Origin of the sequence: Ottowia sp. oral taxon 894 (assembly GCF_001262075.1) — a bacterium.
Lineage (GTDB): Bacteria > Pseudomonadota > Gammaproteobacteria > Burkholderiales > Burkholderiaceae_C > Ottowia > Ottowia massiliensis.
In genome coordinates this window covers 2,895,150-2,918,679 of sequence record NZ_CP012073.1, presented here as the reverse complement: position 1 = coordinate 2,918,679, position 23,530 = coordinate 2,895,150, and the positions used below count along the sequence as shown (strand labels likewise).

The 23,530-nt window shown below is 61.9% G+C and carries 21 protein-coding genes and 1 riboswitch; of the genes, 9 read left to right on the top strand and 12 right to left on the bottom strand.

Features of this window, described 5'->3' with window-relative positions; all coding sequences use genetic code 11:
* Nucleotides 1-4 precede the first annotated feature (4 nt).
* Nucleotides 5-1,432, bottom strand: coding sequence for an adenosylhomocysteinase (ahcY, locus tag ADJ79_RS12765; RefSeq protein ID WP_050716288.1), 1,428 nt, complete (start codon nt 1,430-1,432; stop codon nt 5-7).
* A gap of 95 nt (nt 1,433-1,527) precedes the next feature.
* Nucleotides 1,528-1,619: riboswitch (S-adenosyl-L-homocysteine riboswitch) on the bottom strand.
* Nucleotides 1,620-1,815: 196 nt separating this feature from the next.
* Here ahcY and ADJ79_RS15605 point away from each other — a divergent pair.
* Nucleotides 1,816-1,947, top strand: a complete 132-nt coding sequence (locus tag ADJ79_RS15605; protein WP_256381500.1) for a hypothetical protein — start codon at nt 1,816-1,818, stop codon at nt 1,945-1,947.
* 115 nt (nt 1,948-2,062) lie between these two features.
* Here ADJ79_RS15605 and ADJ79_RS12760 read toward each other — a convergent pair whose 3' ends face one another.
* Genes ADJ79_RS12760 through lptF form a run of 4 tightly spaced genes read right to left on the bottom strand, consistent with a single transcriptional unit; the run spans nt 2,063 to nt 5,756 of the window.
* Nucleotides 2,063-3,013 carry a CysB family HTH-type transcriptional regulator gene (locus tag ADJ79_RS12760; RefSeq protein WP_050716287.1) on the bottom strand — a complete coding sequence of 317 codons (951 nt, stop codon included), beginning with the start codon at nt 3,011-3,013 and terminating at the stop codon, nt 2,063-2,065.
* Nucleotides 3,014-3,025: 12 nt separating this feature from the next.
* Nucleotides 3,026-3,409: a sirohydrochlorin chelatase gene (locus ADJ79_RS12755; protein WP_050716286.1), complete on the bottom strand. Its 384-nt coding sequence runs from the start codon at nt 3,407-3,409 to the stop codon at nt 3,026-3,028.
* Nucleotides 3,410-3,453: 44 nt separating this feature from the next.
* The gene (lptG, locus tag ADJ79_RS12750; protein WP_050716634.1) at nt 3,454-4,554 is read right to left on the bottom strand and encodes an LPS export ABC transporter permease LptG; all 1,101 of its coding nucleotides are present in this window, start codon (nt 4,552-4,554) and stop codon (nt 3,454-3,456) included.
* Nucleotides 4,551-5,756 carry an LPS export ABC transporter permease LptF gene (gene lptF / locus ADJ79_RS12745; RefSeq protein ID WP_050716285.1) on the bottom strand — a complete coding sequence of 402 codons (1,206 nt, stop codon included), beginning with the start codon at nt 5,754-5,756 and terminating at the stop codon, nt 4,551-4,553. Before lptF ends, lptG begins: the two co-directional genes overlap by 4 nt.
* 24 nt (nt 5,757-5,780) lie before the next feature.
* Here lptF and ADJ79_RS12740 point away from each other — a divergent pair, with 24 nt between their 5' ends.
* From ADJ79_RS12740 to ADJ79_RS12730, 3 genes are read left to right on the top strand one after another with little or no spacing between them, the layout of a single operon-like run.
* The gene (locus ADJ79_RS12740) at nt 5,781-7,241 is read left to right on the top strand and encodes a leucyl aminopeptidase (RefSeq protein ID WP_050716284.1); all 1,461 of its coding nucleotides are present in this window, start codon (nt 5,781-5,783) and stop codon (nt 7,239-7,241) included.
* A gap of 26 nt (nt 7,242-7,267) precedes the next feature.
* Nucleotides 7,268-7,699, top strand: coding sequence for a DNA polymerase III subunit chi (locus tag ADJ79_RS12735; protein ID WP_050716283.1), 432 nt, complete (start codon nt 7,268-7,270; stop codon nt 7,697-7,699).
* A 25-nt stretch (nt 7,700-7,724) separates the two neighbouring features.
* The gene (locus ADJ79_RS12730) at nt 7,725-8,174 is read left to right on the top strand and encodes a hypothetical protein (RefSeq protein ID WP_050716282.1); all 450 of its coding nucleotides are present in this window, start codon (nt 7,725-7,727) and stop codon (nt 8,172-8,174) included.
* Nucleotides 8,175-8,978: 804 nt separating this feature from the next.
* On the opposite strand, the gene ADJ79_RS12725 is transcribed toward ADJ79_RS12730, so the two are convergent.
* From ADJ79_RS12725 to ADJ79_RS13510, 4 genes are all read right to left on the bottom strand, one after another.
* Nucleotides 8,979-10,634: a hypothetical protein gene (locus tag ADJ79_RS12725; protein ID WP_156304250.1), complete on the bottom strand. Its 1,656-nt coding sequence runs from the start codon at nt 10,632-10,634 to the stop codon at nt 8,979-8,981.
* Nucleotides 10,635-10,964: 330 nt separating this feature from the next.
* A complete protein-coding gene (locus tag ADJ79_RS13515; RefSeq protein WP_082203332.1) occupies nt 10,965-11,954 on the bottom strand; it encodes a porin in 990 nt (329 codons plus the stop codon).
* Nucleotides 11,955-11,971: 17 nt separating this feature from the next.
* The gene (locus ADJ79_RS12715; RefSeq protein ID WP_050716279.1) at nt 11,972-13,798 is read right to left on the bottom strand and encodes a hypothetical protein; all 1,827 of its coding nucleotides are present in this window, start codon (nt 13,796-13,798) and stop codon (nt 11,972-11,974) included.
* A 434-nt stretch (nt 13,799-14,232) separates the two neighbouring features.
* Nucleotides 14,233-15,216 carry a porin gene (locus tag ADJ79_RS13510; protein WP_082203331.1) on the bottom strand — a complete coding sequence of 328 codons (984 nt, stop codon included), beginning with the start codon at nt 15,214-15,216 and terminating at the stop codon, nt 14,233-14,235.
* A gap of 253 nt (nt 15,217-15,469) precedes the next feature.
* Here ADJ79_RS13510 and ADJ79_RS12710 point away from each other — a divergent pair, with 253 nt between their 5' ends.
* Entirely contained in the window at nt 15,470-15,742 is a 273-nt protein-coding gene (locus ADJ79_RS12710; RefSeq protein ID WP_050716278.1) for a DNA-binding protein, read from the top strand.
* Between the two features lie 70 nt (nt 15,743-15,812).
* Here the strand turns inward: ADJ79_RS12710 and ADJ79_RS12705 are convergent, their stop codons facing one another.
* The 3 genes from ADJ79_RS12705 to ADJ79_RS12695 all read right to left on the bottom strand — a co-directional run bounded on the left by ADJ79_RS12705 (nt 15,813) and on the right by ADJ79_RS12695 (nt 17,679).
* A complete protein-coding gene (locus tag ADJ79_RS12705) occupies nt 15,813-16,319 on the bottom strand; it encodes a peptidylprolyl isomerase (RefSeq protein WP_050716277.1) in 507 nt (168 codons plus the stop codon).
* A 22-nt stretch (nt 16,320-16,341) separates the two neighbouring features.
* A complete protein-coding gene (locus ADJ79_RS12700; RefSeq protein ID WP_082203330.1) occupies nt 16,342-17,043 on the bottom strand; it encodes a peptidylprolyl isomerase in 702 nt (233 codons plus the stop codon).
* 66 nt (nt 17,044-17,109) lie between these two features.
* The gene (locus tag ADJ79_RS12695; protein ID WP_172674091.1) at nt 17,110-17,679 is read right to left on the bottom strand and encodes a tetratricopeptide repeat protein; all 570 of its coding nucleotides are present in this window, start codon (nt 17,677-17,679) and stop codon (nt 17,110-17,112) included.
* Between the two features lie 179 nt (nt 17,680-17,858).
* On the opposite strand from ADJ79_RS12695, the gene cysS reads away from it, so the two are divergent.
* The 4 genes from cysS (at nt 17,859) to ADJ79_RS12675 (ending at nt 23,322) form a co-directional block, all read left to right on the top strand.
* On the top strand, nt 17,859-19,241 hold the full coding sequence (cysS, locus tag ADJ79_RS12690; protein WP_050716275.1) for a cysteine--tRNA ligase: 1,383 nt from the start codon (nt 17,859-17,861) through the stop codon (nt 19,239-19,241).
* Nucleotides 19,242-19,487: 246 nt separating this feature from the next.
* A complete protein-coding gene (locus ADJ79_RS12685) occupies nt 19,488-20,138 on the top strand; it encodes a DNA-3-methyladenine glycosylase (protein WP_050716632.1) in 651 nt (216 codons plus the stop codon).
* A 425-nt stretch (nt 20,139-20,563) separates the two neighbouring features.
* Nucleotides 20,564-21,730, top strand: coding sequence for a hypothetical protein (locus tag ADJ79_RS12680; protein ID WP_216597133.1), 1,167 nt, complete (start codon nt 20,564-20,566; stop codon nt 21,728-21,730).
* Nucleotides 21,731-21,822: 92 nt separating this feature from the next.
* Nucleotides 21,823-23,322 (top strand): hypothetical protein, encoded by a 1,500-nt coding sequence (locus ADJ79_RS12675; protein WP_050716274.1) that lies wholly within the window; start codon nt 21,823-21,825, stop codon nt 23,320-23,322.
* Nucleotides 23,323-23,530: the final 208 nt, after the last annotated feature.

Sequence of the window (23,530 nt, the reverse complement as noted above, 5' to 3'; positions counted from 1 at the left end):
GCCATCAATAGCGGTAAGCGTCGGTTTTGTAAGGCCCTTCCTTGTTCACGCCGATGTAGGCGGCCTGTTCATCCGTCAGGCGCGTGAGGGTGGCGCCGAGCTTGGACAGTTGCAGGCGGGCCACGTGTTCGTCCAGGATTTTGGGCAGCACATAAACCTTGCCGGCCTCGTATTGATCAGGCTTGGTGAACAGCTCAATTTGCGCCAGCGTCTGGTTGGCGAAGCTGCTGCTCATCACGTAGCTGGGGTGGCCGGTGGCGCAGCCCAGGTTCACCAGGCGGCCCTTGGCCAGCAAGATGATGCGGCGGCCCGAGGGGAAGATGACGTGGTCCACCTGCGGCTTGATTTCTTCCCATTGGTATTTTTCGAGCGAGGCCACGTCGATTTCGTTGTCAAAGTGGCCGATGTTGCAGACGATGGCTTCGTTTTTCATTTCCACCATGTGCTCGTGGCGGATGACGTCTTTGTTGCCCGTGGTGGTCACGAAGATGTCGGCCAGCGGCGCGGCCTGCTCCATCGTCACCACTTTGTAGCCTTCCATCGCGGCTTGCAGGGCGCAGATGGGGTCGATTTCCGTCACCCACACTTGCGCGCGCAGGGCGGCCAGCGCCTGGGCGCAGCCCTTGCCCACGTCGCCGTAGCCGCACACCACGGCCACTTTGCCGGCCACCATCACGTCGGTGGCGCGCTTGATGCCGTCCACCAGGCTTTCGCGGCAGCCATACAGGTTGTCGAACTTGCTCTTGGTCACGCTGTCGTTCACGTTGATGGCACGGAACTTGAGCGTGCCTTTGGCCGCCATATCGTTGAGGCGGTGCACGCCGGTGGTGGTTTCTTCCGTCACGCCAATGATTTGCGCGCTCTTGCGCGTGTACCAGCTGGCGTCTTCGGCCAGCCGGGCCTTGATGGCGGCAAACAGCACGCGCTCTTCTTCGCTCTTGGGATGGGCCAGCACGGCGGGGTCTTTCTCGGCTTGCTGGCCCAGGTGCATCAGCAGCGTGGCGTCGCCGCCGTCATCCAGAATCATGTTCGGGCCTTCGGCCTGACTGCCTTTGGGGCCGAATTCAAAAATGCGGTGCGTGTAGTCCCAGTAGTCTTTCAGCGTTTCGCCCTTGACGGCAAAAACCGGCGTGCCGCCTGCCGCAATGGCCGCCGCCGCCTGGTCTTGCGTGCTGAAAATGTTGCACGAGGCCCAGCGCACTTGCGCGCCCAGCGCTTGCAGCGTTTCAATCAGCACGGCGGTCTGAATGGTCATGTGCAGACTGCCCGCAATGCGCGCGCCCTTGAGCGGCTGGCGCGCGGCGTATTCCTCGCGTATGGCCATCAGGCCGGGCATTTCCGTTTCGGCAATCCGGATTTCCTTGCGGCCCCAGGCGGCCAATCCAATATCGGCAATCACGGATTCGGGCGAAACATTCAAAGGCGCATTCATATGGCGGGTCTTTCCTTGATGAAAAAAGAGAAAAACCACCGATACCCGCGCGGGGCCTGGCGAAACGCCAAAAAAAAGCTCACCACGCGTTCATCAGCGGGTGAGCGTCGTTGCGAAGGGGGAGAAACCGCCCCTTCGAGCCTGACCCCTGCGCCAACAGGCGGGGGATGCAACGCTCCTCGAAGGGCGGCGCGGATTATAGGCAGGCGCGCACGGGCAAAAACACCGCCAAACACCGCCAATTGCGCCAGTTTCGCGCCGGTTTCCAATCCATTTTCGCCATGAATGGGCACTGGCTGGACGCATGAGAGCGGGCGAATCACGCAAATGGCAAGTCCGCGCTTGGGAACCCTCTCTCAAAAACATTCGGCTGGAATGCACGGGTGATCAAACGCCATGAGCGGCATGGCTTCAAGGCGCTGTCCAAGCGCTGGATGGTGGAGAGGGCCTTGGCCAGGCTGCGCAAGGATCGCCTGCATTCGGCGCATGGTCCGGCGCCTGGCCTGATCTCTTGAGGCAAGCGCAGAGATACCAGAAAAAGGAGCAAATTCAGGGGCATCAAAATGCCCTTCTGCGCTGGCTCCACTAGGACGTCATGCTACGAATACAGGAGCGAAATAGGGCCGGCTTTCAGAGTTCGTAGTCGGCCACATGGCCTTGCATGGCCTTGGCGACCAGATCGCGATCCAGCCGGTCGGAGAGCAGTTCGGCAAAGTGATAGACGAACTGGCGCAGGTAGGCGCCGCGCTTGAAGGCCACGCGCGCGACGTTGGAACCCAGCAGGTGGCCCAGGGGGCGGGTGAGCAGGCCCCGCATGTTTTCGGGGGCGCTGCCTTGCGTGGCCATTTCGGCCACGATGCCGATGCCCAGGCCCAGCTGGACGTAGGTGGTGATGACGTCCGAGTCAATGGCTTCGAGCACGATGCGCGGCTGCAACTCGCGCTGGGCAAAGGCCTGGTCAATGAGGGCGCGGCCCGTGAAGGAAGGGTGGTAGGTGATGAGCGGCCAGGCGGCAATGTCTTCCAGCGTGATGCGCTTTTGCCGCGCCAGCGGGTGGCCTTCGGGCAGGGCGAGCATGTGCTGCCACTCGTAGCAGGGCAAGGTAACCAGGTCAGGGTAGTCGGCCAGCGATTCGGTGGCCACACCGATTTCAGCCTGTTCGTCCAGCACCATTTGCGCCACTTGCTGGGGGTTGCCCTGGTGCAGGCGGATGCTGACTTTGGGCCAGGCCTGGCGCAGGCGGGCGACGGGCTGGGGCAGCACGTAGCGCGCCTGGGTGTGGGTGGAGGCGATGGAGAAGGTGCCGGTGTCTTGCGCGGTGTATTCCTCGCCGATGCGTTTGAGGTTGTTCACCTCGCGCAGGATGACGGCAATGCTTTCCAGCACGTGGCGGCCCGGTTCGGTGATGCTTTTGAGGCGTTTGCCGTGGCGGGTGAAGATGTCGATGCCCAGCTCCTGCTCAAGGTCGATGATGGCCTTGGAAACGCCGGGCTGCGAGGTGTGCAGAACGCGCGCGGCTTCGGTGAGGTTGAGGTTGCGGCGCGAGGCTTCCTGGACGAAACGGAACTGGTGCAGGTTCATGGCGTGAAGGGTTCAGGCGCGGGGGTCAAAGGGGCCGGAAAGAGCTGCGCGGGCCAGGGCGTCGAGCACGGCGGGGTGTTCGGCGATGGTGGCCGCTTGCGTGATGGGCACGCCAGGATGGGCGTGGCGCAGCGCGGCCAGCAGGCGCGGCAGGTCTTCGCGGGCGTGGCGGCCCATGCCTAAAAACATGGGCCAGACGGTCAGGCTGAGCGCGCCCTGGGCAATGAGACGGGCAGCCGCTTGCGGCAGGCTGGGCGCGGTGAATTCAAGGTAAGCGCAAGACACGGCCACGCCCGCCGGGGCGGTTTCGCGCATGCGGCGGGCCACGGCTTCAATGGGCGCGCTCCACAAGGGATCACGCGAGCCGTGGGCGAAAAGGATGATGCCGCGCGCCATGTGCCTGCTTTCTTTCTGCCGTCTTTGCGGGTGCCGCCCGGCGCTTACTGCCGCAGCACCAGCCAGCCAAAGGCGGCCAGCGAGAGCAGCGAGTAGATGAGGCCGGGCGTGGCGGCGGCCAGCCAGGGCTGCCAGTCGCGCAAATTGCCAATGAAGCCGAAGACGTTGTTGAGCAAAAAGAAGCTGATGCCCGCCATGACGCCAATGAACACGTGGCCGGAGATGTTGCCCGAGCGGAAATGCAGGTAGGCAAAGGGCAGCGCCAGCACCATCATCACCAGGCAGCCCAGCGGGTAGAACACCTTGCGCCAGAACTCGATTTCATAGCGCTGGGCGCTTTGGCCGTTGGCGTGCAGGTGGCGGATGTACTGGAACAGATCGAGCGCTTTCATGCGGTCGGGGCTGACGAGGGCGGCGGCCACCATGTCGGCAGACAGATGCGTGGGCCAGCGCGCCTCCGGCGGCTGGGTGCGGGCAATGCCGGCCTGGCCCGCCGGGCTTTCTTGCAGGGCGCGGCGCTGGGGGCGCTCCAGCAGCCATGCACCTTCTTCAACGCGGGCGCTTTCGGCCTGGGTGGTGGAAAGCCAGCGGCCCTGGGGGTCGAACTCGAAGATGCGCACGCGGTTCATCTGCCCGTCGGCCGAGAGCGAGGCGACATTGACGGAGTAGCTGCGGCCATCGGCGCTTTTGTCTTTCAGCCAGCCGCCGGTCAGCCCCACGGTGAGCTGCCCGGCAAAGCGCGAGCGCAAAAGCTGCGCGGCGCGGTTGGCTTCAGGCGCGGCGTAGTCGCCAATGACGAAGGTGAGCGCCGCAAAGGCCGCGCCCAGCGCCAGCAGCATGCCCAGCGCGCGCAGCGGCCCCAGGCCGCTGGTGCGCAAGATGGTGTATTCGGAGCTTTCGGCCAGCCGCGCCATCACGTAAATGGCGCCAATGAGCACGGCAATGGGCAGGAGCTGGTAGATGTGGTTGGGCACGCGCAAGGTGACAAACAGCAGCACTTGCGAGAGCGGGTAGCCGCCAGCGCTGTTGAGGTACTGGAGCTGATCCACCAGGTCAAAGAACACGAACAGCAGCAAAAAGGCCACGCCCACAAAAGCCACAGCGCGCAGGATTTCGCGGTAGATGAAGCGGCGGATGGTTTTCATGCCGCCCCTTTCTGCCCGTCTGGCGGCGCGGACGGCGCGGGTTGCCTGGCCCACGGGCGCGGCAGCCAGCCGCCCCAGTGGCGCAGCAGCAAAGCGCCCAGCGCGGCAGCGAAGATGCCGCCGTGCAGCAGGCAAAGCAGCGCGGCCAGGCTCACTTTGCCGCTGGCCACCCAGCTTTGCCCCACATTGAGCAGGTTGTAGTAGGCGGCAAAGGCAAAGAGCGAAAACACCATGCCCGCGCTGCGCCCCACGCGGGGATTGACGCGCGTGCCCGCCAGCGCAATCACCACGCAATTGAGCGCAGCCAGCGCCAGGCCCAGCCGCCAGGAAAACTCGGCCTGGTTGTTGCGATCGGGCTGGCGCAGCAGCGCCAGCGTGGAGCGGTAGCGCGGCGCTTGCAGCCCGGCCGAATCCAGCGAGCGGGCGCTCACGCGCGCGCCGTATTCGCGAAATTCGCTCAGGCGCATTTCGCCCGTTTCCAGATCGGTTTCCAGGCGCTGCCCCTGGTCCAGAATGACGAAACGCTCCGCGCCTTGCGTTTGCAGGCGGCCGCCGCGCGCGGAAGTAACGATTTCCCGGCCCTTTTCGGTGGCGGCGATGAAGATGTTGCCGCCGGGCGCGTCGGCTTCAGTTTCGGCGTCCGGCCTGGCCGGTCCGAAGTCCGTCCTGCCTGCGGGCGCGCCGGTGGCGCTGCGCACGGCGTCAGCCGCCTTTTTGTCGATGTAAAGCACGCGCCGCCCGCCTGCGGATTCAATGAACTGGCCGGGCGCCACGCGGTCCACGTCGCCGCGCGATTCATAACGCTCGCGCAGCTCGCGCACCTGCTGGTTCGTCCACGGCCACACCGCCAGCGCCAGCACGGCAATGCCCAGCAGCACCGGCCAGGCAAAGCGCAGCAGCGGCGGCAAAAACGCCAGCAGCCCGCGCCCGCTGGCAAACCACACCACCATTTCACTGGCCATGTACATGCGCGAGAGCGTGGCCGTGATGGCCACAAACAGGCTCAGCGTGAGGATGGTGGGCAAGTGCCCCAGCACCGTAAAGCCCATCACCAGCATGATTTCAGACGGGTTCACGTGCCCGGCCGAAGCCTGGCCCAGCGTGCGGATCAGCATCATCGTCATCACGATGGTGATGAGCACCACCAGAGTCGCGCCGAAGCTGCGCCCCAGCTCTTTGCGCAAGGATGAATCGAATAACATCAGTTTGAAAGGAAACCGCTGATTATGGACTTTGAACTCAAGACGCTGCGCCTGGCGCAGGCGGCCCGCGCCAAGGCCGATGCGCTGGTTTTTCTCGTCACGCAAGACACCGCCAAGGCCAAGGCCGATGACGCCCTTTCAGCCCTGGCTGCCCGCGCCATCAAGGCGGGCGACTTCAGCGCCGAAGCCGGCAAGCTCCTGCCCTGCTACGCCGCCGAAGGCATTCAAGCGCCGCGCGTGCTGCTGGCGGGCGCGGGCGACGGCAGCGCGCAAGCCGTGCGCCGCGCCGTGGCCGCCGCCATTGCGCTCATCAAAAGCGGCCCCGCCCGCCAGGCCGTGCTGTGCTTTGCGCAAACGCCCAGCCCCGCCGCCTTGCGCGCTGCCGTGCTGGCTGCCGCCGACGCGGCCTACGCCTACACCGAAACCAAACCCAAGGCCAAGCCAGCCGCGCTAACCGGCGTGCGCCTGGCCCTACCCGCCGCCGCCAGCGCCGCATTGAAAACCGCCTTCGCCCAGGCCACGGCCACGGCCAGCGGCATCCGCCTGGCGCGCGAGTGGGGCAACCGCCCTGCCAACCACGCCACGCCCCGGCAACTGGCCGCCGCCGCCCAGGCCATCGCCAAGGAAAAAGGCAGCCACATCGACTGCGAAGTTCTCGGCCCCAAGGAAGTGGCCAAGCTCGGCATGGGCGCATTTGCCGCCGTGGCGCGCGGCTCGCATGAAGAGCTGCGCTTCATCGTGCTGCGCTACCAGGGCGCGGCCAAGAGCCAGCCGCCCGTGGCCCTGGTGGGCAAGGGCATCACGTTCGACTCCGGCGGCATCTCCATCAAGCCCGCCGCCGGCATGGACGAAATGAAGTTCGACATGTGCGGCGCCGCCAGCGTGCTGGGCGCGTTCGAGGCCCTGCGCCAGCTGCAACCGGCCATCAACGTGGTCGGCCTCATTCCCGCCTGCGAAAACCTGCCCGACGGCGGCGCCACCAAGCCGGGCGACGTGGTCACCAGCCTGAGCGGCCAGACCATCGAAGTGCTCAACACCGACGCCGAAGGCCGCCTGGTGCTGTGCGACGCCCTTGCCTACGCCGCGCGCTTCAAGCCCCGCGCCATCATCGACATCGCCACCCTCACGGGCGCTTGCGTCATTGCCCTGGGCCACGTTCGCAGCGGCCTTTACGCCACCGACACCGCCCTGGCCCAGGCCCTGCAACAGGCGGGCGAAGCCGCGCTCGACCCCTGCTGGCCCATGCCGCTGGATGACGAATACGCCGAAGGGCTGAAAAGCAACTTCGCCGATGTGGCCAACGTGGCGGGCCGCCCGGCAGGCTCCGTCACCGCCGCCAAATTCCTGCAACGCTTCGTGCCCGAAGGCACGCCGTGGGCGCACCTGGACATTGCCGGCAGCGCCTGGAAAAGCGGCAAGGCCAAGGGCGCCACGGGCCGCCCCGTCGGCCTGCTCGTTCAATACCTGCTGGCGCAAGCCGTCTGAACGGCAGGCAGCCAGGGCAGCCGCGCATGACGGAAGTGACCTTTCACTTCAACGTGCCTGAAAAAACGGCCTATGCCTGCCGCCTGCTGCGCAAGGCATGGGCCGCGCGCGCCCCGGTTGGCGTGCTGGGCGACGCCGCAGCCCTGCGCGCGCTCGACGAAGCCCTGTGGACCTTCTCATCGCAGGCATTCATCCCCCATTGCGGCGCCTCCGCCCCCGCCCACGTGCTGGCCGCCACGCCCATCGTGCTGGCTACCAACGCTGCCCTCTTCACACGCAGCCAGGTGCTGCTCAACCTGGGCCAGCCCGCGCCCGAAGGCTTTGAACGCTTTGCCCGTTTGATCGAAATCGTCAGCGCCCAGCCGCAAGACCGCGCGGGCGCCCGCCAGCGCTGGAGCCACTACAAAAAACACGGTCTGCAACCCCAGGCCCATGACGCGGCCGCCCGCAAGGACTAAACCCGCCCTCCCGAAAAGGCCCACCATGACCGCCCACGACCCCCGCGCCAGCGACGCAGCCATTGAACCCATCCTTGACGACACCCCCGCATGGAGCGAAGCGCCGCCCCCGCAATCCGTGCCCATGCTCACCGAAGTCATCGCCCCCGTCAGCCAGCCCGGCGAGCTGGCCCCGGAACCCGGCGCCCTGCCGCCTGCGCCCGCCCCCGTCTCCGCCCAGGTTCCCGCGCAAGCCAGCGCTCTGGCCGGACAAGTGCTCCAAACCCTGGCCCCCACGCTTGACCTCCGCATCAGCGAAGCCATCGCCCGCGTCCTGCACGAACAGCTTCTGGGCCTGAACGCCCGCGTGCAGCGCGAAGTCGCCGCCGTCGTCAAGCAAGCCGTGGCCGAAGCGCTGAAGCAGCAGAGCGCACACGAAACCGCCCCCGGGCAAAACGGGCACGGCGAAAACGCAGATCAGGAAAAGCAAGACTGAACACGCAAGCGGCCCGCAGCCAGCCTCTTTTAGCTCCTTTTTCAATAGCGATAGGTCCTAGTGGAAACTGCGCAGAACGGCATTTTCACCCCCTTGTATTTGCTCTTGTTTTTTGACATAACGGCCCATCACCCCGCCTCTACCCACTCTAAAGCTCTGATTCAGCGCCTGGGGCTGGCGCTGGCACCGCAAGCGCAGCGGAATGAGCGGCGCTGAACCTGCCCAACCCAAACCAAGCGGGTAGCGGATGGGTTGCCATCAACCGCGCATGGTGTTGGGGCCGGTACCTGAACAACGCACGGGCTGAGTCAGCAAGAAGCCTGTTCGCAATCTGTATCTGTACTTGATGCGAAAAGCCCGGCCCAGGGTAATTCATGGCATTGCAAACGCCTCGTCAGGCAGCAGGCGTGAATGTCAGAACCATTCGCGGTTTGCGCCTTACGGTTCATCCCGGTCTGCTTTTTCTTCTCATGGCCCAACGCTGGGCGGGTTCTCAGAAACAGGAGCAACTTTGGGGGGGCTGAAGCACCAATCTGCGCAGTGTCCATCAAGACATCGCGCTATGAATAGGGGAGCAAAAAAACTCCACCCAACGCCGCCCGACCGCAGGAGCGAAAAGCGGCCTGCGGCGTCGCGCAACGTCGCACTGGCCGGTCAGCCAGCTGGTCTGCCAGACCGTCTGCGGCTTGCACCTCGCCCAGGTTCATCCGCTCTTTCGCCCCTCATGGACGAACCCTGAACAGGTTCCAAAAAAAATGGGCTGGACTGAAGAAAAGCGCCTTGGCTTTGCGCCCTGCGCTGCGCTCACTCGCCAATGGGCACGGGGGAACGCAGGGCGAGCAAGGCCCACTGCCCATCCAGCAGGCGGCGCAGGCGGCGCGGCTCGGGCAGGGTGATGAGTTCGGCGCGCTCCGGGGCGCTTTCGGTGGCGCTTGCCGGGGTGTTTGCCAGGGCGGCCGGGTCAGCTGCGTTGTCGGCGGCCAGCAGGCGCGGCGTGCCGCGCTCAGGGCGCGGCGCTTGCAGGCTCCAGCCGCTTTCATCGCTTTGCTGGCGCAGCTTCCATTGCCGCCATTGCCTGTCGGCAGGCAGGGCTTGCGTCCAGCGGGCGGGCAGCTCCAGGGCCTGGCCTTGCGCGCCCATCTGGCTTGCTCCATCTTCCACGGCAACAGCAGCGCGTTCGGGCACGAGCACATGGCCCACCAAGGTCAGCGGCGCGTCAGCCGCCGGGGCCAGCAGCAGCACGCGATGGCCGTGGGCCAGCTCGCGCAGGGCGGCCATTTGGCCGTGCGCGAGCAGCCACAGGGCGATGGCCTGGTATTTCCTCGCAGCGGGGCTTTGCTCCTGCGCGGCTTCGTGGCCTTGCTGGCCCTGCTGCTCCAGCCAGTCCAGGTCTTCATCTTCCGGCTCCGGCTGGCCTTGAGGGCCGCCCATGTTGCGCGAGACGGCTTCCACCTTGTCAAGCGTGCCGCGCGCGCGGCCCTTGGGCACATTGCGCAGGCTCACGCGTTTGTGAATGCCTGTTTTTTCTTGCGAGGCTTGTTGCCCAGCCACTTGCTGGGCCTGCGCGGCTTCGCGGCCTTTGGCTTGCGTGGCCGAGCCTGCCTGCGTGGCCGCCTGGGCGGCGGCCTTGGCTTTGCCTTCTTGCGCGGCCTGCTTGGCCTGGGCGCTTTGCACGCTGGACGCTTGCGTGGCGGTTTGCGCCGCGCTTTGGCGCGTGGCGCTGGTTTGCGTGGCCGCCTGCGCGGCGGTTTGCTGTGCGGCTGCGCCCATGCGGGCGGCCACATTGGCGTTTTTGGCTTGCAGGCCCGCCGTGAGGGCTGCTATGGCGCTTTGGCGCGTGGCGTTGAGCAAGGCCATGTCTGCCGCGCTGGCCTGGCCCTTGCCCGCCAGCAGGGCCAGCGCCAGGGCTTGCGCCAGCAGCTGGCGCTGCGCCTGCTGCACGGCCAAAGGCTGGGCCATGCCTGCGGCAGCCATCAGCAAAGCGCCCATGCGGGCCGCCTGCTGCTGGTGCGCGGCCAGCGTGCGGGTGATGGCTGCCAAGGCGGCGGGCGTGAGGCGCTGGGCCTGAAGGGCGGCTTGCGTGGCTGTTTGGGGCGTGGGCGTTTGCCCGGCAGCAGCGCGCGCTTCCTGCTGGCGCACGCTGGCCGCTTGTGTGCTGGCAGCCTGCGCTTCGGCCCGCGTGGCGGCCTGGGTTGTTGCCGCTTGCGTGGCGGCCTGCTGGGCCTGAACGGCGGGTTGCGGCTCAGGGCGCGGCTGGGGTTGAACCTGCGGGCGATACGGCGGCTCGCTATCGCGCTTGGGTTCAAAGCTGGGGATGAACGTGGGCAGCGCCGCGAAGGCGGGCAGGCCCATGTTCAACAGGGAGGTGGAGAGGCCACCTAAAGAGGTGGTGTAGGGGGTACCGCTAGTTTGGGCTGCGGCGAAGCCGCCGCCAAAAGGGCCGCCGTCGAAGGCATCCATGGTATGCCCCGCGTTGCCATTCCCATTGGGAATATTTGAATGAGCACCACCCAGAGAAGCCACGTCACGATCATTATTTAGAGACGCCCCAGAATGATCTACGTTGTGATTTTGCGTGCCTTCATCACTCACACCCTGCCGATTAGCTGGCGGAGGTTCACCTGGGAGAGATTCTTGCGCTGAATCTCTCCCAGCCACATTTGAGTCTGCGGGGTTGCGAGGTTGTGCAGGAAACTGTTGCATCCCATTTATTGAAGGATAACCGTTCCCGCTGCCAATACGATAACTTAAGTCCCCCACCGATCACCTCGCACAATATATATTCAACAATCAAAACCGATGCTGAATACCTACACCATAATTATTTTTATTTTCCATTCTCATATAATCTGCATAGATAAAGGTGCGTTTCGATAACGCATATTTAGCCTCCACAGCACCTTCCGTATATTTCTTAAGCTTCCTAGTAACAAGTGGATTGTAGATCTCAAACTTGCGCTGACGCTGCAGTTCAACAGCCAGCGTAATGTTGTCGAAATTAACAGAGCCACCAATACTGTAACCAGCTACTTTAAGATTATCTCCTCCAGGAAGAGGGGCATCAAGCTTCGGATTGCGAATATCAAAGTAACCAGCCGACAGGGCAAACATCCCAAAATTATATTTAGCGCCCAAGGCATAATTAGCTTTGGCATTCTGAATCTTGTTGTAGGCTGCGCCGACAACGATGGGACCACTCTCATAGAGAACATTCAGGTCATATTTAGCCTTGTTGTCATGATCCCCCTTAGCCACAAAAGCGACTTCCGCGCTAAATCCGCCAAATACGGGTGTTTTGTAGCCAAATTGACTGTTGGCGCGCGCCCACCGCCCAACAGCCCCATAACGTTCTAACGTCGTAGAATAATTAGCATCACCAACGACGCTCCATGCCACCATTGCATTATAACTGGGTGTTTCAGAACGCCCCATTTTGAATTGACCGAAACCTCCTTCAATCCATAAATTAGCAGCGCGCCCGTAGGTTCTATTTTCACGCCCCAAAAAACTACTTGGAGAAGCTGTGGCGCCATTTTCCATATTGATAAACTGCTCCAGCCTGAAGCCCGCTTTTAGTCCACCACCTAAATCCTCAATGCCACGAAAACCAATATAGCTAGTAGTATGATTAAGTAGATTACCACTAATCATCCCGGTTTTTTGACCCGCCTCTTTCCCAATCCCCACATCCGCCACGCCATAAAGCGTGACCGAAGATTGGGCGAATGCAGCGCCGGAAACAAGCGTCAAAGCGGCCAAGGCCAGCAGATTCTTTTTCATTTGAATTGCCTTTCAAATCAAGGAAAATAGTGAAAACAAGACCCTTCACAGGGCGCGAAAACGGTGTGAATTAAATCACAGTCTTGGCCGCCCGCCAATAGGCCAAGCCCCCGTAAAAACACGATGTTGCAATTTGTCCGCGCCTGCGCAGGCTTCTTTTCCCCTGCGGCGCCGGGGCAGGCGCGCAGGGCGCGGCAGGTGTTGCGCTTTTTCAACTGCGCCCATCCGCTCCGCCGTTTCCTCCGCTGTTTCTTCAGCCGCAGCAAGTCATGGAGCATCCCGCCTAGCGCCAGGCAAGCCGCAGCCTGTCCGGCCAGAGCGGCCCACTGCCCGTCCAGCAGGCGGCGCAGGCGGCGCGGCTCGGGCAGGGTGATGAGTTCGGCGCGCTCCGGGGCGCTTTCGGTGGCGCTTGCCGGGGTGTTTGCCAGGGCGGCCGGGTCAGCTGCGTTGTCGGCGGCCAGCAGGCGCGGCGTGCCGCGCTCAGGGCGCGGCGCTTGCAGGCTCCAGCCGCTTTCATCGCTTTGCTGGCGCAGCTTCCATTGCCGCCATTGCCTGTCGGCAGGCAGGGCTTGCGTCCAGCGGGCGGGCAGCTCCAGGGCCTGGCCTTGCGCGCCCATCTGGCTTGCTCCATCTTCCACGGCAACAGCAGCGCGTTCGGGCACGAGCACATGGCCCACCAAGGTCAGCGGCGCGTCAGCCGCCGGGGCCAGCAGCAGCACGCGATGGCCGTGGGCCAGCTCGCGCAGGGCGGCCATTTGGCCGTGCGCGAGCAGCCACAGGGCGATGGCCTGGTATTTCCTCGCAGCGGGGCTTTGCTCCTGCGCGGCTTCGTGGCCTTGCTGGCCCTGCTGCTCCAGCCAGTCCAGGTCTTCATCTTCCGGCTCCGGCTGGCCTTGAGGGCCGCCCATGTTGCGCGAGACGGCTTCCACCTTGTCAAGCGTGCCGCGCGCGCGGCCCTTGGGCACATTGCGCAGGCTCACGCGTTTGTGAATGCCTGTTTTTTCTTGCGAGGCTTGTTGCCCAGCCACTTGCTGGGCCTGCGCGGCTTCGCGGCCTTTGGCTTGCGTGGCCGAGCCTGCCTGCGTGGCCGCCTGGGCGGCGGCCTTGGCTTTGCCTTCTTGCGCGGCCTGCTTGGCCTGGGCGCTTTGCACGCTGGACGCTTGCGTGGCGGTTTGCGCCGCGCTTTGGCGCGTGGCGCTGGTTTGCGTGGCCGCCTGCGCGGCGGTTTGCTGTGCGGCTGCGCCCATGCGGGCGGCCACATTGGCGTTTTTGGCTTGCAGGCCCGCCGTGAGGGCTGCTATGGCGCTTTGGCGCGTGGCGTTGAGCAAGGCCATGTCTGCCGCGCTGGCCTGGCCCTTGCCCGCCAGCAGGGCCAGCGCCAGGGCTTGCGCCAGCAGCTGGCGCTGCGCCTGCTGCACGGCCAAAGGCTGGGCCATGCCTGCGGCAGCCATCAGCAAAGCGCCCATGCGGGCCGCCTGCTGCTGGTGCGCGGCCAGCGTGCGGGTGATGGCTGCCAAGGCGGCGGGCGTGAGGCGCTGGGCCTGAAGGGCGGCTTGCGTGGCTGTTTGGGGCGTGGGCGTTTGCCCGGCAGCAGCGCGCGCTTCCTGCTGGCGCACGCTGGCCGCCTGTGTGCTGGCAGCCTGCGCTTCGGCCTGCGTGGCGGCTTGGGTTGTTGCCGCTTGCGTGGCAGTCTGCTGGGCCTGAACGGCGGGTTGCAGCTCAGGGCGCGGCTGGGGCTGAGGAGGCTGGGGTTGAACCTGCGGGCGATACGGCGGCTCGCTATCGCGCTTGGGTTCAAAGCTGGGAATGAACGTGGGCAGCGCCGAAAAGGCGGGCAGGCCCATGTTCAGCAGGGAGGTGGAGAGGCCACCTAAAGAGGCGGCGTAGGGCGTGACGCCGGTTGAGCCTGCGGCGGCGCTGCCAAAAGAACCACCACCGAAGGCATTTGAGGCATGCCCTCTACCACCACTTTCAACAGAATTTATGTGTGAAGAACCGCCTGCAGAAACTGGGCCACGACCATAATCTGAAGGCGTCCCAAAATGCTCCTGTTCTCGGCCAGCAGGAACTTGACCATTTTGGGGACTCTCTTGAGGTTAATGAAGCGGCCGTTCTGAAGAAATTTCACCTCCGGCCTGATTACTGTGGTCGGGCTGCGGCGCTAACGGCTGTTGCGGCCCAGCCGGAGTCAAATTCACCGGCGGACCCGAATTGTGACCTGAACTAGCACTCAAGGAACACACAACAGCACTCGCTTTATGCAATATAATCCAAACAATTAAAATTTATGCTGGATACCTAACCCATAATTATTTCTATTATCAAACCAGAAATAATCGGCATAAACAAAGGTGCGTTTGGAAAGAGAATATTTAGCCTCTACTACACCATCTGTATGCTTTTTATATTTCTCCGTCATATTTTGACGGTAAATTTCACTCTTGCGCTGCCGCTGCAATTCAACAGCCAACGTGAAATTGTCAAAATTAACAGAAGCGCCAATACTATACCCAGCCAATTTTGCTCTAGTTCCCACCGGAAGCGAATTTAAATTACGAACATCATAATAGCCAGCAGCCAAGGCAAACATGCCAAAATTGTATTTGGCGCCCAATGCATAGTTAGCCTTGGCATTCTGAATCTTATTATAGGCAACACCAGCACTAATGGGGCCGTTGTCATAAATGACGTTCAGATCATATTTGTTGGACTTATCGTTCCGGTCCCCCTTCGCTACAAAAGCCACCTCGGCGCTGAAACCGCCGAACACAGGCGTTTTATAACTGAATTGGCTACTAGCACGACTAGCACGCCCTACCGCTCCATAACGTTGCATAGATGGAGAATAGTTAGCATCACCCACAATACTCCATGTCGTCATTGCATTATAGCTAGGCGTTTCAGAACGCCCCATCTTAAATCGACCAAAACCACCCTCTAACCACAAATTAGCAGCGCGACCGTAGGTTTCATTCCCTTGCCTCAAGAATCCGTTTGCAGAAGCCGTTGCACCATCTTCCATATTGACATATTGCTCCAATCGAAAACCGGCTTTCAGGCCACCGCCCAAATCTTCGATACCGCGAAAACCGATATAGCTAGTAGCATGGTTTATATAGGTGCCACTCATCATGCCCACCTTTTTCCCAGCTTCTTTCCCAATCCCCACGTCCGCCACGCCATAAAGCGTGACCGAAGATTGGGCGAATGCAGCGCCGGAAACAAGCGTCAAAGCGGCCAGGGCCAGCAGATTCTTTTTCATTTGAATTGCCTTTCAAGTCAAGAATGATGAAAAACCCTTTGCAGAGCGCGAAAAGAGTGTGCATTAAATCACAGCTGCAACCATCTGCCAATAGGTCATTCCCGCAAAAACACGAATGTTGCAATTTGCCCGCAGCCGCGCGCCCTTCTTGGCTGCTGCCCTGCTTCAGGCAAGCACCCGGCGTGCGAATATTGGAAAAACTGACAGCGAAACAGGAGAGGGCGTGATGAAAGATTAGGCGCATGACGATGCGATGGCAGAAATCTTCCGCAAAGACCCAGCCTATGCGGTAGAGCTGCTGAACAGCATTCTTGAAGACGGCGATCAAGGCGAGCTGCTGATCGCACTTCGCCAAATGGCGAAGGCGTTTGGCGGCATGTCAAAGGCGCAGGGCAGCGGAGCGCGTATTGACTGCGCGCTGTCCGCAAAGGGCCATCCAGAAATTCATAGCCTGCCGGCGATTCTCAAGACGATGGGCCTGCGCCTTGCGGTGCAACCCATTCAGCATCCGGCAAGGCGCGCATAAAACGGATGGGCATAAAAAAGCCGGCTGCGAAGCCGGCTTTTTTGCGTGGAGCGGCGGGCAGGAGCCTGCTTCAGAGCGCCACGGCTTTTTCAATGACCACATCGGCGCGGGGCACGTTTTCGTGAAAGCCTTTGCTGCCGGTGGGCACGGCCTTGATGGCGTCCACCACGTTTTGGCCGGAGATGACTTTGCCAAAGACGGCGTAGCCCCAGCCTTGCGGCGTGGGGGCGGTGTGGTTGAGAAAGCCGTTGTCGGCCACGTTGATGAAGAACTGCGCGGTGGCCGAGTGCGGGTCGCCCGTGCGGGCCATGGCGATGGTGTAGGCGTTGTTTTTCAGGCCGTTGGCCGCTTCGTTCTGGATGGGGGCGGCGGTGGGCTTTTGTTTCATGCCAGGCTCGAAGCCGCCGCCCTGGATCATGAAGCCGTCTATCACGCGGTGGAAGATGGTGTTGTCGTAATGGCCTTTTTTCACGTATTCGAGAAAGTTGGCGACGGTTTGCGGCGCGCTGGCGGCGTCCAGCTCGAGGGTGATGACGCCGTGGTCTTTGATGTGCAGTTCGACTTTGGGGTTGCTCATGGGGTTTCTCCTTGGGGTTGCTTTACATCACGCGGGCTGATTCGATGACGATTTGCTTTTGCGGCACGTCCGTGGGGAAGGGGCCGCCTGCGCCGGTGGGGGCGTTGTGGATTTTTTCGACGGTGTCCATGCCTTCGATGACTTTGCCGAAGACGGTGTAGCCGAACAGGTTGAGGTTGTGCGTGAGCTGCTGGCGCGGGATGTTGGTGTAGGTTTTGCCGTGGATGGTGATTTCCTTGACAGGATCGCCTTCAGGAATGACGACGGGGTCCAGCCGCGTGTTGTCGGCGGTGTTGATGAAAAACTGCGCGGTGGCCGAGTGCGGGTCACCCGTGCGGGCCATGGCCACCATGCCGACGGTGTTGTGCAGGCCCTTGGCGGTGGATTCGCGCCCTTCGTGCTTGACGGAGGGGCGGGTGGGTTTTTGCCGGTAGTCCTTGTCGAAGCCGCCGCCTTGCACCATGAAGCCTTTGATGACGCGGTGAAAGACGGTGCCGTCGTAGAACTTGTCGTTCACGTATTGCAGAAAGTTTTCAACGGTTTTGGGGGCTTTGTCGGGGTATAGCTCGATGACGAAGTTGCCTTCGCTGGTGACGAATTGCACGCGCGGGGCGGCATCGGCCGCGTGGGCGGGCAGCGCGAGCGCGGCAGCCAGCGCGGCGGCGCCGGCCAGGCTGGCCAGGCAGCCGCCCAGGCGGCGGCGGGTCAGGCGCATGAAGCTCATGGGTCTCTCCTTGTGAAATGGAAAAAAGGGGCGGGGAAAAAAGCGAAAGAAAGCCGCGCCGCCGCTTCAGCGCAGCAGTTTGCCGATGGCGGCGGCCTTGTCCGTCAGGCGCTGGCGTGCTTCGCCTGCCGATTCGGGGCGGGCGGCGGCTTGCTCGTAGGCGCTGGCGGCCAGGCGCAGGTAAACGTCGCCCAGGTTTTCGCGCGCGGTGGCGTAGCCGGGGTCCAGGCGCAGGGCGGTTTCCAGCGCTTCACGGGCTTTTTCCAGATGGCCGTTGGCGGCGTGGAGCACGGCCAGGTTGTTGTATGGCTCGGCCAGTTCGGGGTAGTCGCGCGTAAGCTGCACCAGCGCGGCTTCGGCTTCGTCAGTGCGGCCGCTTTGCGCCAGCAGGTTGCTCTGAATGAAGCGCATCTGCACATCTTGCGGTTCGCGCTCCAGGTATTCGCGCGCTTTGGCCAGGGCTTCATCGGTGCGGCCTTGCTGCGCCAGGCGGGTGACTTGGGCGGGCAGCGGCTCGGCCTGGGCCGCTTGCCGGGCATGGGCTGCGCCGCCTGCCAGCGCAGCCAGCGCCATCAGGGCAATGGCCGCGCGGCGCGGGCGATGGAAAAAGCGCGGGGGGAAAGAGAGTGAAGGCATCAGGCGCATGAAAAGACAAAAGGCTACGAGAGGCAGCCTTCTAAAATTCGCGGCATTTTATTCAGCGCCCTTGCAGCGCCTGCTCCCCCGGGCGGCCTCACGGGCGGCCCTCTGAGCGGCCTTCGCGGCCTGCGGCCCCCGCGCCCGCCACAAAAGCCCACTTCTCCCACGCCCTTGCCATGACCTTGCGCATTTACGACACGCTGACCCGCGCGTTGCAGGATTTTTCCCCCATCGAACCCGGCCACGTGCGCATGTATGTGTGCGGCATGACGGTTTATGACCTGTGCCACATTGGCCACGCGCGCTCGGTGGTGGCGTTTGACGTGGTGCGGCGCTGGCTTCAGGCCAGCGGCTACCGCGTGACTTTCGTGCGCAACATCACGGATATTGACGACAAGATCATCCGCCGCGCCACGGAAAGGGGCGAGTCCATCGGCCAGCTCACCGCCCGCATGATTGGCGAGATGCACCGCGACTTTGCCGCGCTGGGCGCGCTGGCGCCCACGCACGAGCCGCGCGCCACGGATTACGTGCCGCAAATGCTCTCGCTCATTGACCGGCTGCAAGACAAGGGGCTGGCCTATCCGGCAGGCGATGGCGATGTGAATTACGCCGTGCGCAAGTTTCCGGGCTACGGCAAGCTCTCGGGTAAGTCGCTGGACGAATTGCAGGCCGGCAGCCGCGTGGACGTGGACGCGGGCAAGCACGATCCGCTGGACTTTGTGCTGTGGAAGGCCGCCAAGCCCGCCGAACCCGAAGACGCCCAATGGCCCAGCCCCTACGGCCCGGGCCGCCCCGGCTGGCACATCGAGTGCTCGGCCATGAGCTGCGCGCTGCTGGGCGAGAGTTTTGACATTCACGGCGGCGGCGCCGACCTGCAATTTCCCCACCACGAAAACGAAATCGCCCAAAGCGAAGGCGCGCACGGCAAGCCCATGGCGCGGCTGTGGATGCACAACGGCTTTGTCAATGTGGACAACGAGAAGATGTCCAAGTCGCTGGGCAACTTTTTCACCATCCGCGACGTGCTGGAGCAGTTCGACGCCGAAACCCTGCGCTTTTTCATCGTCCGCACCCACTACCGCAGCCCGCTCAATTACAGCGACGCGCACCTGCAAGACGCGCGCGGCGCCTTGAAGCGCCTTTACACCACCTTGCAGGCCGTGCCGCCCGCTTCCATGGCGCCGCAAGCCATTGACTGGGCGCACCCGCAAGCAGCGCGCTTCAAGGCCGCGATGGATGAGGACTTCGGCACGCCCGAGGCCGTGGCCGCTCTGTTTGACCTGGCCAGCGAAGCCAACCGCAGCCGCAGCGCGCAAGACGCGGGCCTGCTCAAGGCCCTGGGCGGCCTGCTGGGCCTGCTGCAAGGCGATCCGCAAGCCTTTTTGCAAGCGGGCAGCGCGCTGGATGAAGCGGCCATTCAGGCGCGCATCGAGGCCCGCGCCGCCGCCAAGAAGGCCAAGAACTTTGCCGAAGCCGACCGCATCCGCGCCGAACTGCTGGCCGCCGGCATCGCGCTCAAGGACGGCCCGCAAGGCACCACCTGGGAAGCGGCCTGAGAGGCTGTTCCGAAAACCAGCGCGAAGCTTGGCCCCAGCTGGCTGGCAAGTCTCTTCGATCATCAAAAGAAGGAGCAAATTCAGGCCCACAAAACCCCCTTCAGCGCAGGTTTCCGTAGGAGGTCATGCTATCGAATACGGAGCGAAATGGCAGCACCTTTCCGCCTTTGCCTGCCCTGCCCTGCCCGCCACGCCAGCGCCGCGCGCCTGGCCGCCATCTCCTTCTCCCGCCTCTTGTTCTCGCCCATGCCAGACGCCGCCCCTGACAGCACCGCCATCGCCACCCCGCCCTGGTGGAGCGAAGCCTGCGCGCACCTGAGCAAAAAAGACCGCGTCATGCGCCGCCTCATTCCGCAGTACGGCGACGCCTGCCTGGAATCGCGCGGCAACGCCTTCGTCACGCTGGCGCGCTCCATCGTCGGCCAGCAAATCTCGGTGAAAGCCGCGCAGTCGGTGTGGGACCGCTTCGCCGCGCTGCTGGCCGCCTTCACCCCGCAAGGCGTGCTGCAACTGGGCGTGCATGAGATGCGCGCCGCCGGCCTGTCGGCCCGCAAGGTGGAATACCTGCGCGATCTGGCCCGCCACTTTGACGATGGCCGCATCGCCCCCGCCCAGTGGCGCGCCATGACCGACGAAGCCATCATCAGCGAGCTGGTCGCCATTCGCGGCATTGGCCGCTGGACGGCGGAGATGTTTCTCATCTTCCACATGATGCGCCCCGACGTGCTGCCGCTGGACGACGTGGGCCTGATCAAGGGCGTCAGCCGCAATTACTTCGGCGGCGAACCCGTCAGCCGCCTGGACATCCGCGAACTCGCCCAGGCCTGGCAGCCCTGGCGCAGCGTGGCCACCTGGTACATCTGGCGCTCGCTGGACCCGCTGCCCGTGGTGTATTGACCTTGCCGCCAGCCCGGGGCGGCAGGCGCCCTGCCCTCCCGCCAGCTCTTGCCTTGCTTCTTGCCGCTCCTGAAGCCGCGCCCTGCCGCTCGTTTCGCAAGGCCAGCCCGTTGTCTCTGCACGGCCGGCCGGGCGGCAGCGATACAGTGAGCGTAAGATAAATAGAAACGCCTAGGAGGCCTTGCGCCCGTGATGAGCATAGAGGAGGCGCTGCGCCCGGCGCCGAATTTATCTCGGTTTAACGCGAACGAAGATGACAAGGATTTTGGCGCTCTCACCGCAAAATGCGCAAAAATGGGTTGGCGGATTAAATTCAAATGCAATGTTTAAGGACATCCAAATTTAATCGCAAATTAATTGAATTTACCCGCAAACGTTAAAATTGCCTATCAGGATCGAGCCGAAATTCATTTGAAAGGAAATTTATGGCAGGTTTCGCAAACAAGGCCAAATCCAAAGTTTTTGCCGCATGCGTTTGCATCGTTTTTGCCGCATGCGTTTATATCGGGTTTGGCGGGCCAAGCTCAAGTGCGAGCGAACTGGAGGGCAGATGGGAGCTGGTTTCGCTAAAAGCGCAGGGGCAGAACTTTCAAGTCGCGGGACAAAAGTGCTTTGGCGATTCGTTTTTTGAAATTTCGGGCGATGAAGCGACGGTCGGAATCGTGGGTTCAAATCCCGACGGCTCGTGCAACCGCAGCGCAGGTAAAAGCGGCCACAAAAGCCTAGGCGGCGGAAAATACGCGCTGAGCACCAAAGGGCTGGGCGAGTTTTGGCTAAAGGGAGGCACGCTCGAATACAAGCAGGCCGTCGCCGGGCAAGAGGTTGTATTCGTCTTTAAAAAAAGTGCGGCACAGGCAGGGTCTGGCGCAAATTCGGTGCAAACCAAATCAAGCTCAAGCAATCCCGCAAAAGACCCTGGCGTAAGGCATAGCGACGCGGGAGCGGACAAAAAAGGCTCGGGAGTATTCGGCGGAACGAAATTCAATATGCTGCAAAACACGAGCGAGGATTATTCCTTTTACCTGCGCGACGACGGCACCTACGCGAGCCGTTTGGAAAAGCCCGACTGGCGCACGCGCATCGACGGCACGTATAAGGTCAAGGACGGCATACTAACGATAACCAGCAAGGACGATTATGACACGAGCTACCATTGCGAAAATGACGACTGCACCTTTTTGTGGAACTCGATCGGCACGGGATATTATATGTTTCAAGCCAAAATCGCCAGCGAAATGCCAAAAGACTGTTTCTCGTTTCGAAAGGCCAGCTCATCGTCCCTGCACGACTGGTCGGGCGGCAGCGATACCGTAAGCGTAGGCGTGAGCGGGTACTACTGCTTCGACGGCAAAGGGCGCTTTAGCTCGGGCGGATCGTCATACGCTACGGCAAGCTCGGGCACGGCGGGCGGCGGCATAGGCGGAGGCAGCTCAAAATCGCGCAGCGACGAGGGTTCATACACGCTCGATCAAGGCGAACTCACACTCAAATACGACGACGGTACGACCCTGCGCCACAGCTTTTTCTACACTCCGCCGCTCGGCAAAGACAAGAAGGCCATGGCGATCATCGACGGCGAAGTTTATCGCTAGGCTCGCGGTCATGAAAGCTTTTATGACTTTGCAGACCAAATCAGAAACCGCATGGTGCAGCGGTTTCGCAAAATACTCTCGAAAGGAAATCCATGATTAAATCCAAGATCTTTGCCGCATGCGTTTTTGCCGGAATTTGCGGGCCAAATTTATACGCAAGCGAACTACAGAGTCGATGGAGCATAATCTCAGCCGAATTGAACGGGCAGAGCATGCAAACGGCGGGGCAAAAATGCCTGGAGGATTCGTTTTTTGAAATCAACGGCGACGTCGCAAGATTCACGCTCAGCGATGCAAGCGGCGGCTCGTGCAAAAGCGGCAAACAAAGCTACGAATATAAAAGCCTTGGCGGCGGCAGATACGCTCTCATCGCAAACGGCACGGATGCGGGTGAGTTTTGGATAAATGGCGATGAACTCAAGCTAAAGCAGCCCCTGGACGGAGGAAAATTTATAGTTTTCGGCTTCAAAAAAGATGCGGCCAACTCCACGGGCGTTGCGACAAATCAGGCTCAATTCAATATGAATGGCGACAAGCCGCAAAGCGGGGGTGAGCTTGAAGGCAGATGGGACGTCGTCTCCGTTACGACACAGGGGCAGACGTTCAAAACGGCGGGCCAAAAGTGCTTTGAAGATTCGTTTTTTCAGATTGCGGGCGGCAAAGCAACCATTAACATGGTAGCGGCAAATTCCGACGGCTCGTGCAAGACGGGCACGGGAAGCAGCGGCTATCAGAGCCTTGGCAGCGGCAGATACGCGCTCGATAAAGATGCGGGCGAATTTAGATTAAAGGGCGACACGCTCGAATACAGACAGGCGGACAATGACCTCGTATTCACCTTCAAAAAACGGGCAGGCGGGGCAAGTTCAAGCGGCTCAGTGCAAGCCAGATCAAGCTCAAGCGCAAATCAAGCAGCAAACGCAAAAGACCCTAGCGTAAAGCATAGCGACGCAAAAGCCACCCAAAAAGGCACGGGCGTGTTTGCGGGCAAGTGGCTCTTCATAAACACCAATACCGACATATCCTTTTATCTGCGCGACGACGGCACTTACGCGAGCCGTTTAGAAAAGCCCGACTGGCGCACGCGCATCGACGGCACGTATAAAAAAGACGGCAAAAAAATCGTACAAACCGCCAACGACGGCAAGCAAAGCACATATAGCTGCAAGAATGCGGACTGCACGTTTTTGTGGAGCGACGGCGGATACCATCTCTTTAACGCTCAAATCTTGAACGAAGTGCCAAAGGGCAGCTACTCATTCACCGCCGTTGGCTCCATGTCCGTTTACAACGCCTCGGGCGATTTGGACGTCGTTGGCGGAGGCGTGAGCGGGTACTATGACTTCGACGGCAAAGGCCGCTTCAGGGACGGCAGTTTGGCCTACTCCTCCGCCGCCATGAGCAATGTGGGCGGCGGCGGAACAAGATCTAGCAGTAGCACGGGCTCATATACGCTGGATAGCGGTGAACTCACGCTCAGATACGACGACGGACGGACGCAGCGACATAGCTTTTTTTACATTCCGCCTACTAGCGAAGGAAAAGCGGGCGGAGCGGTCGTCGACGGCGTGATATATTTTTTGGACGAATAAATTTAGCGCGCAGCCTGGCTCGGTTTTGAATTTATAAATCCCGATTCCAAATACAAGCCGCCAGCCCGTCAAAGCGATCGCTCTAAAATTGGCAATTTAAATTTTGCCTGCGCTTTTACAAGCCAGCCAAATTCATCGATCTGACGGCAAATTTTTATCGCCATGTGATATTTGGCAAGAAGGGCGATGATGGATAATCCGCCCTTTT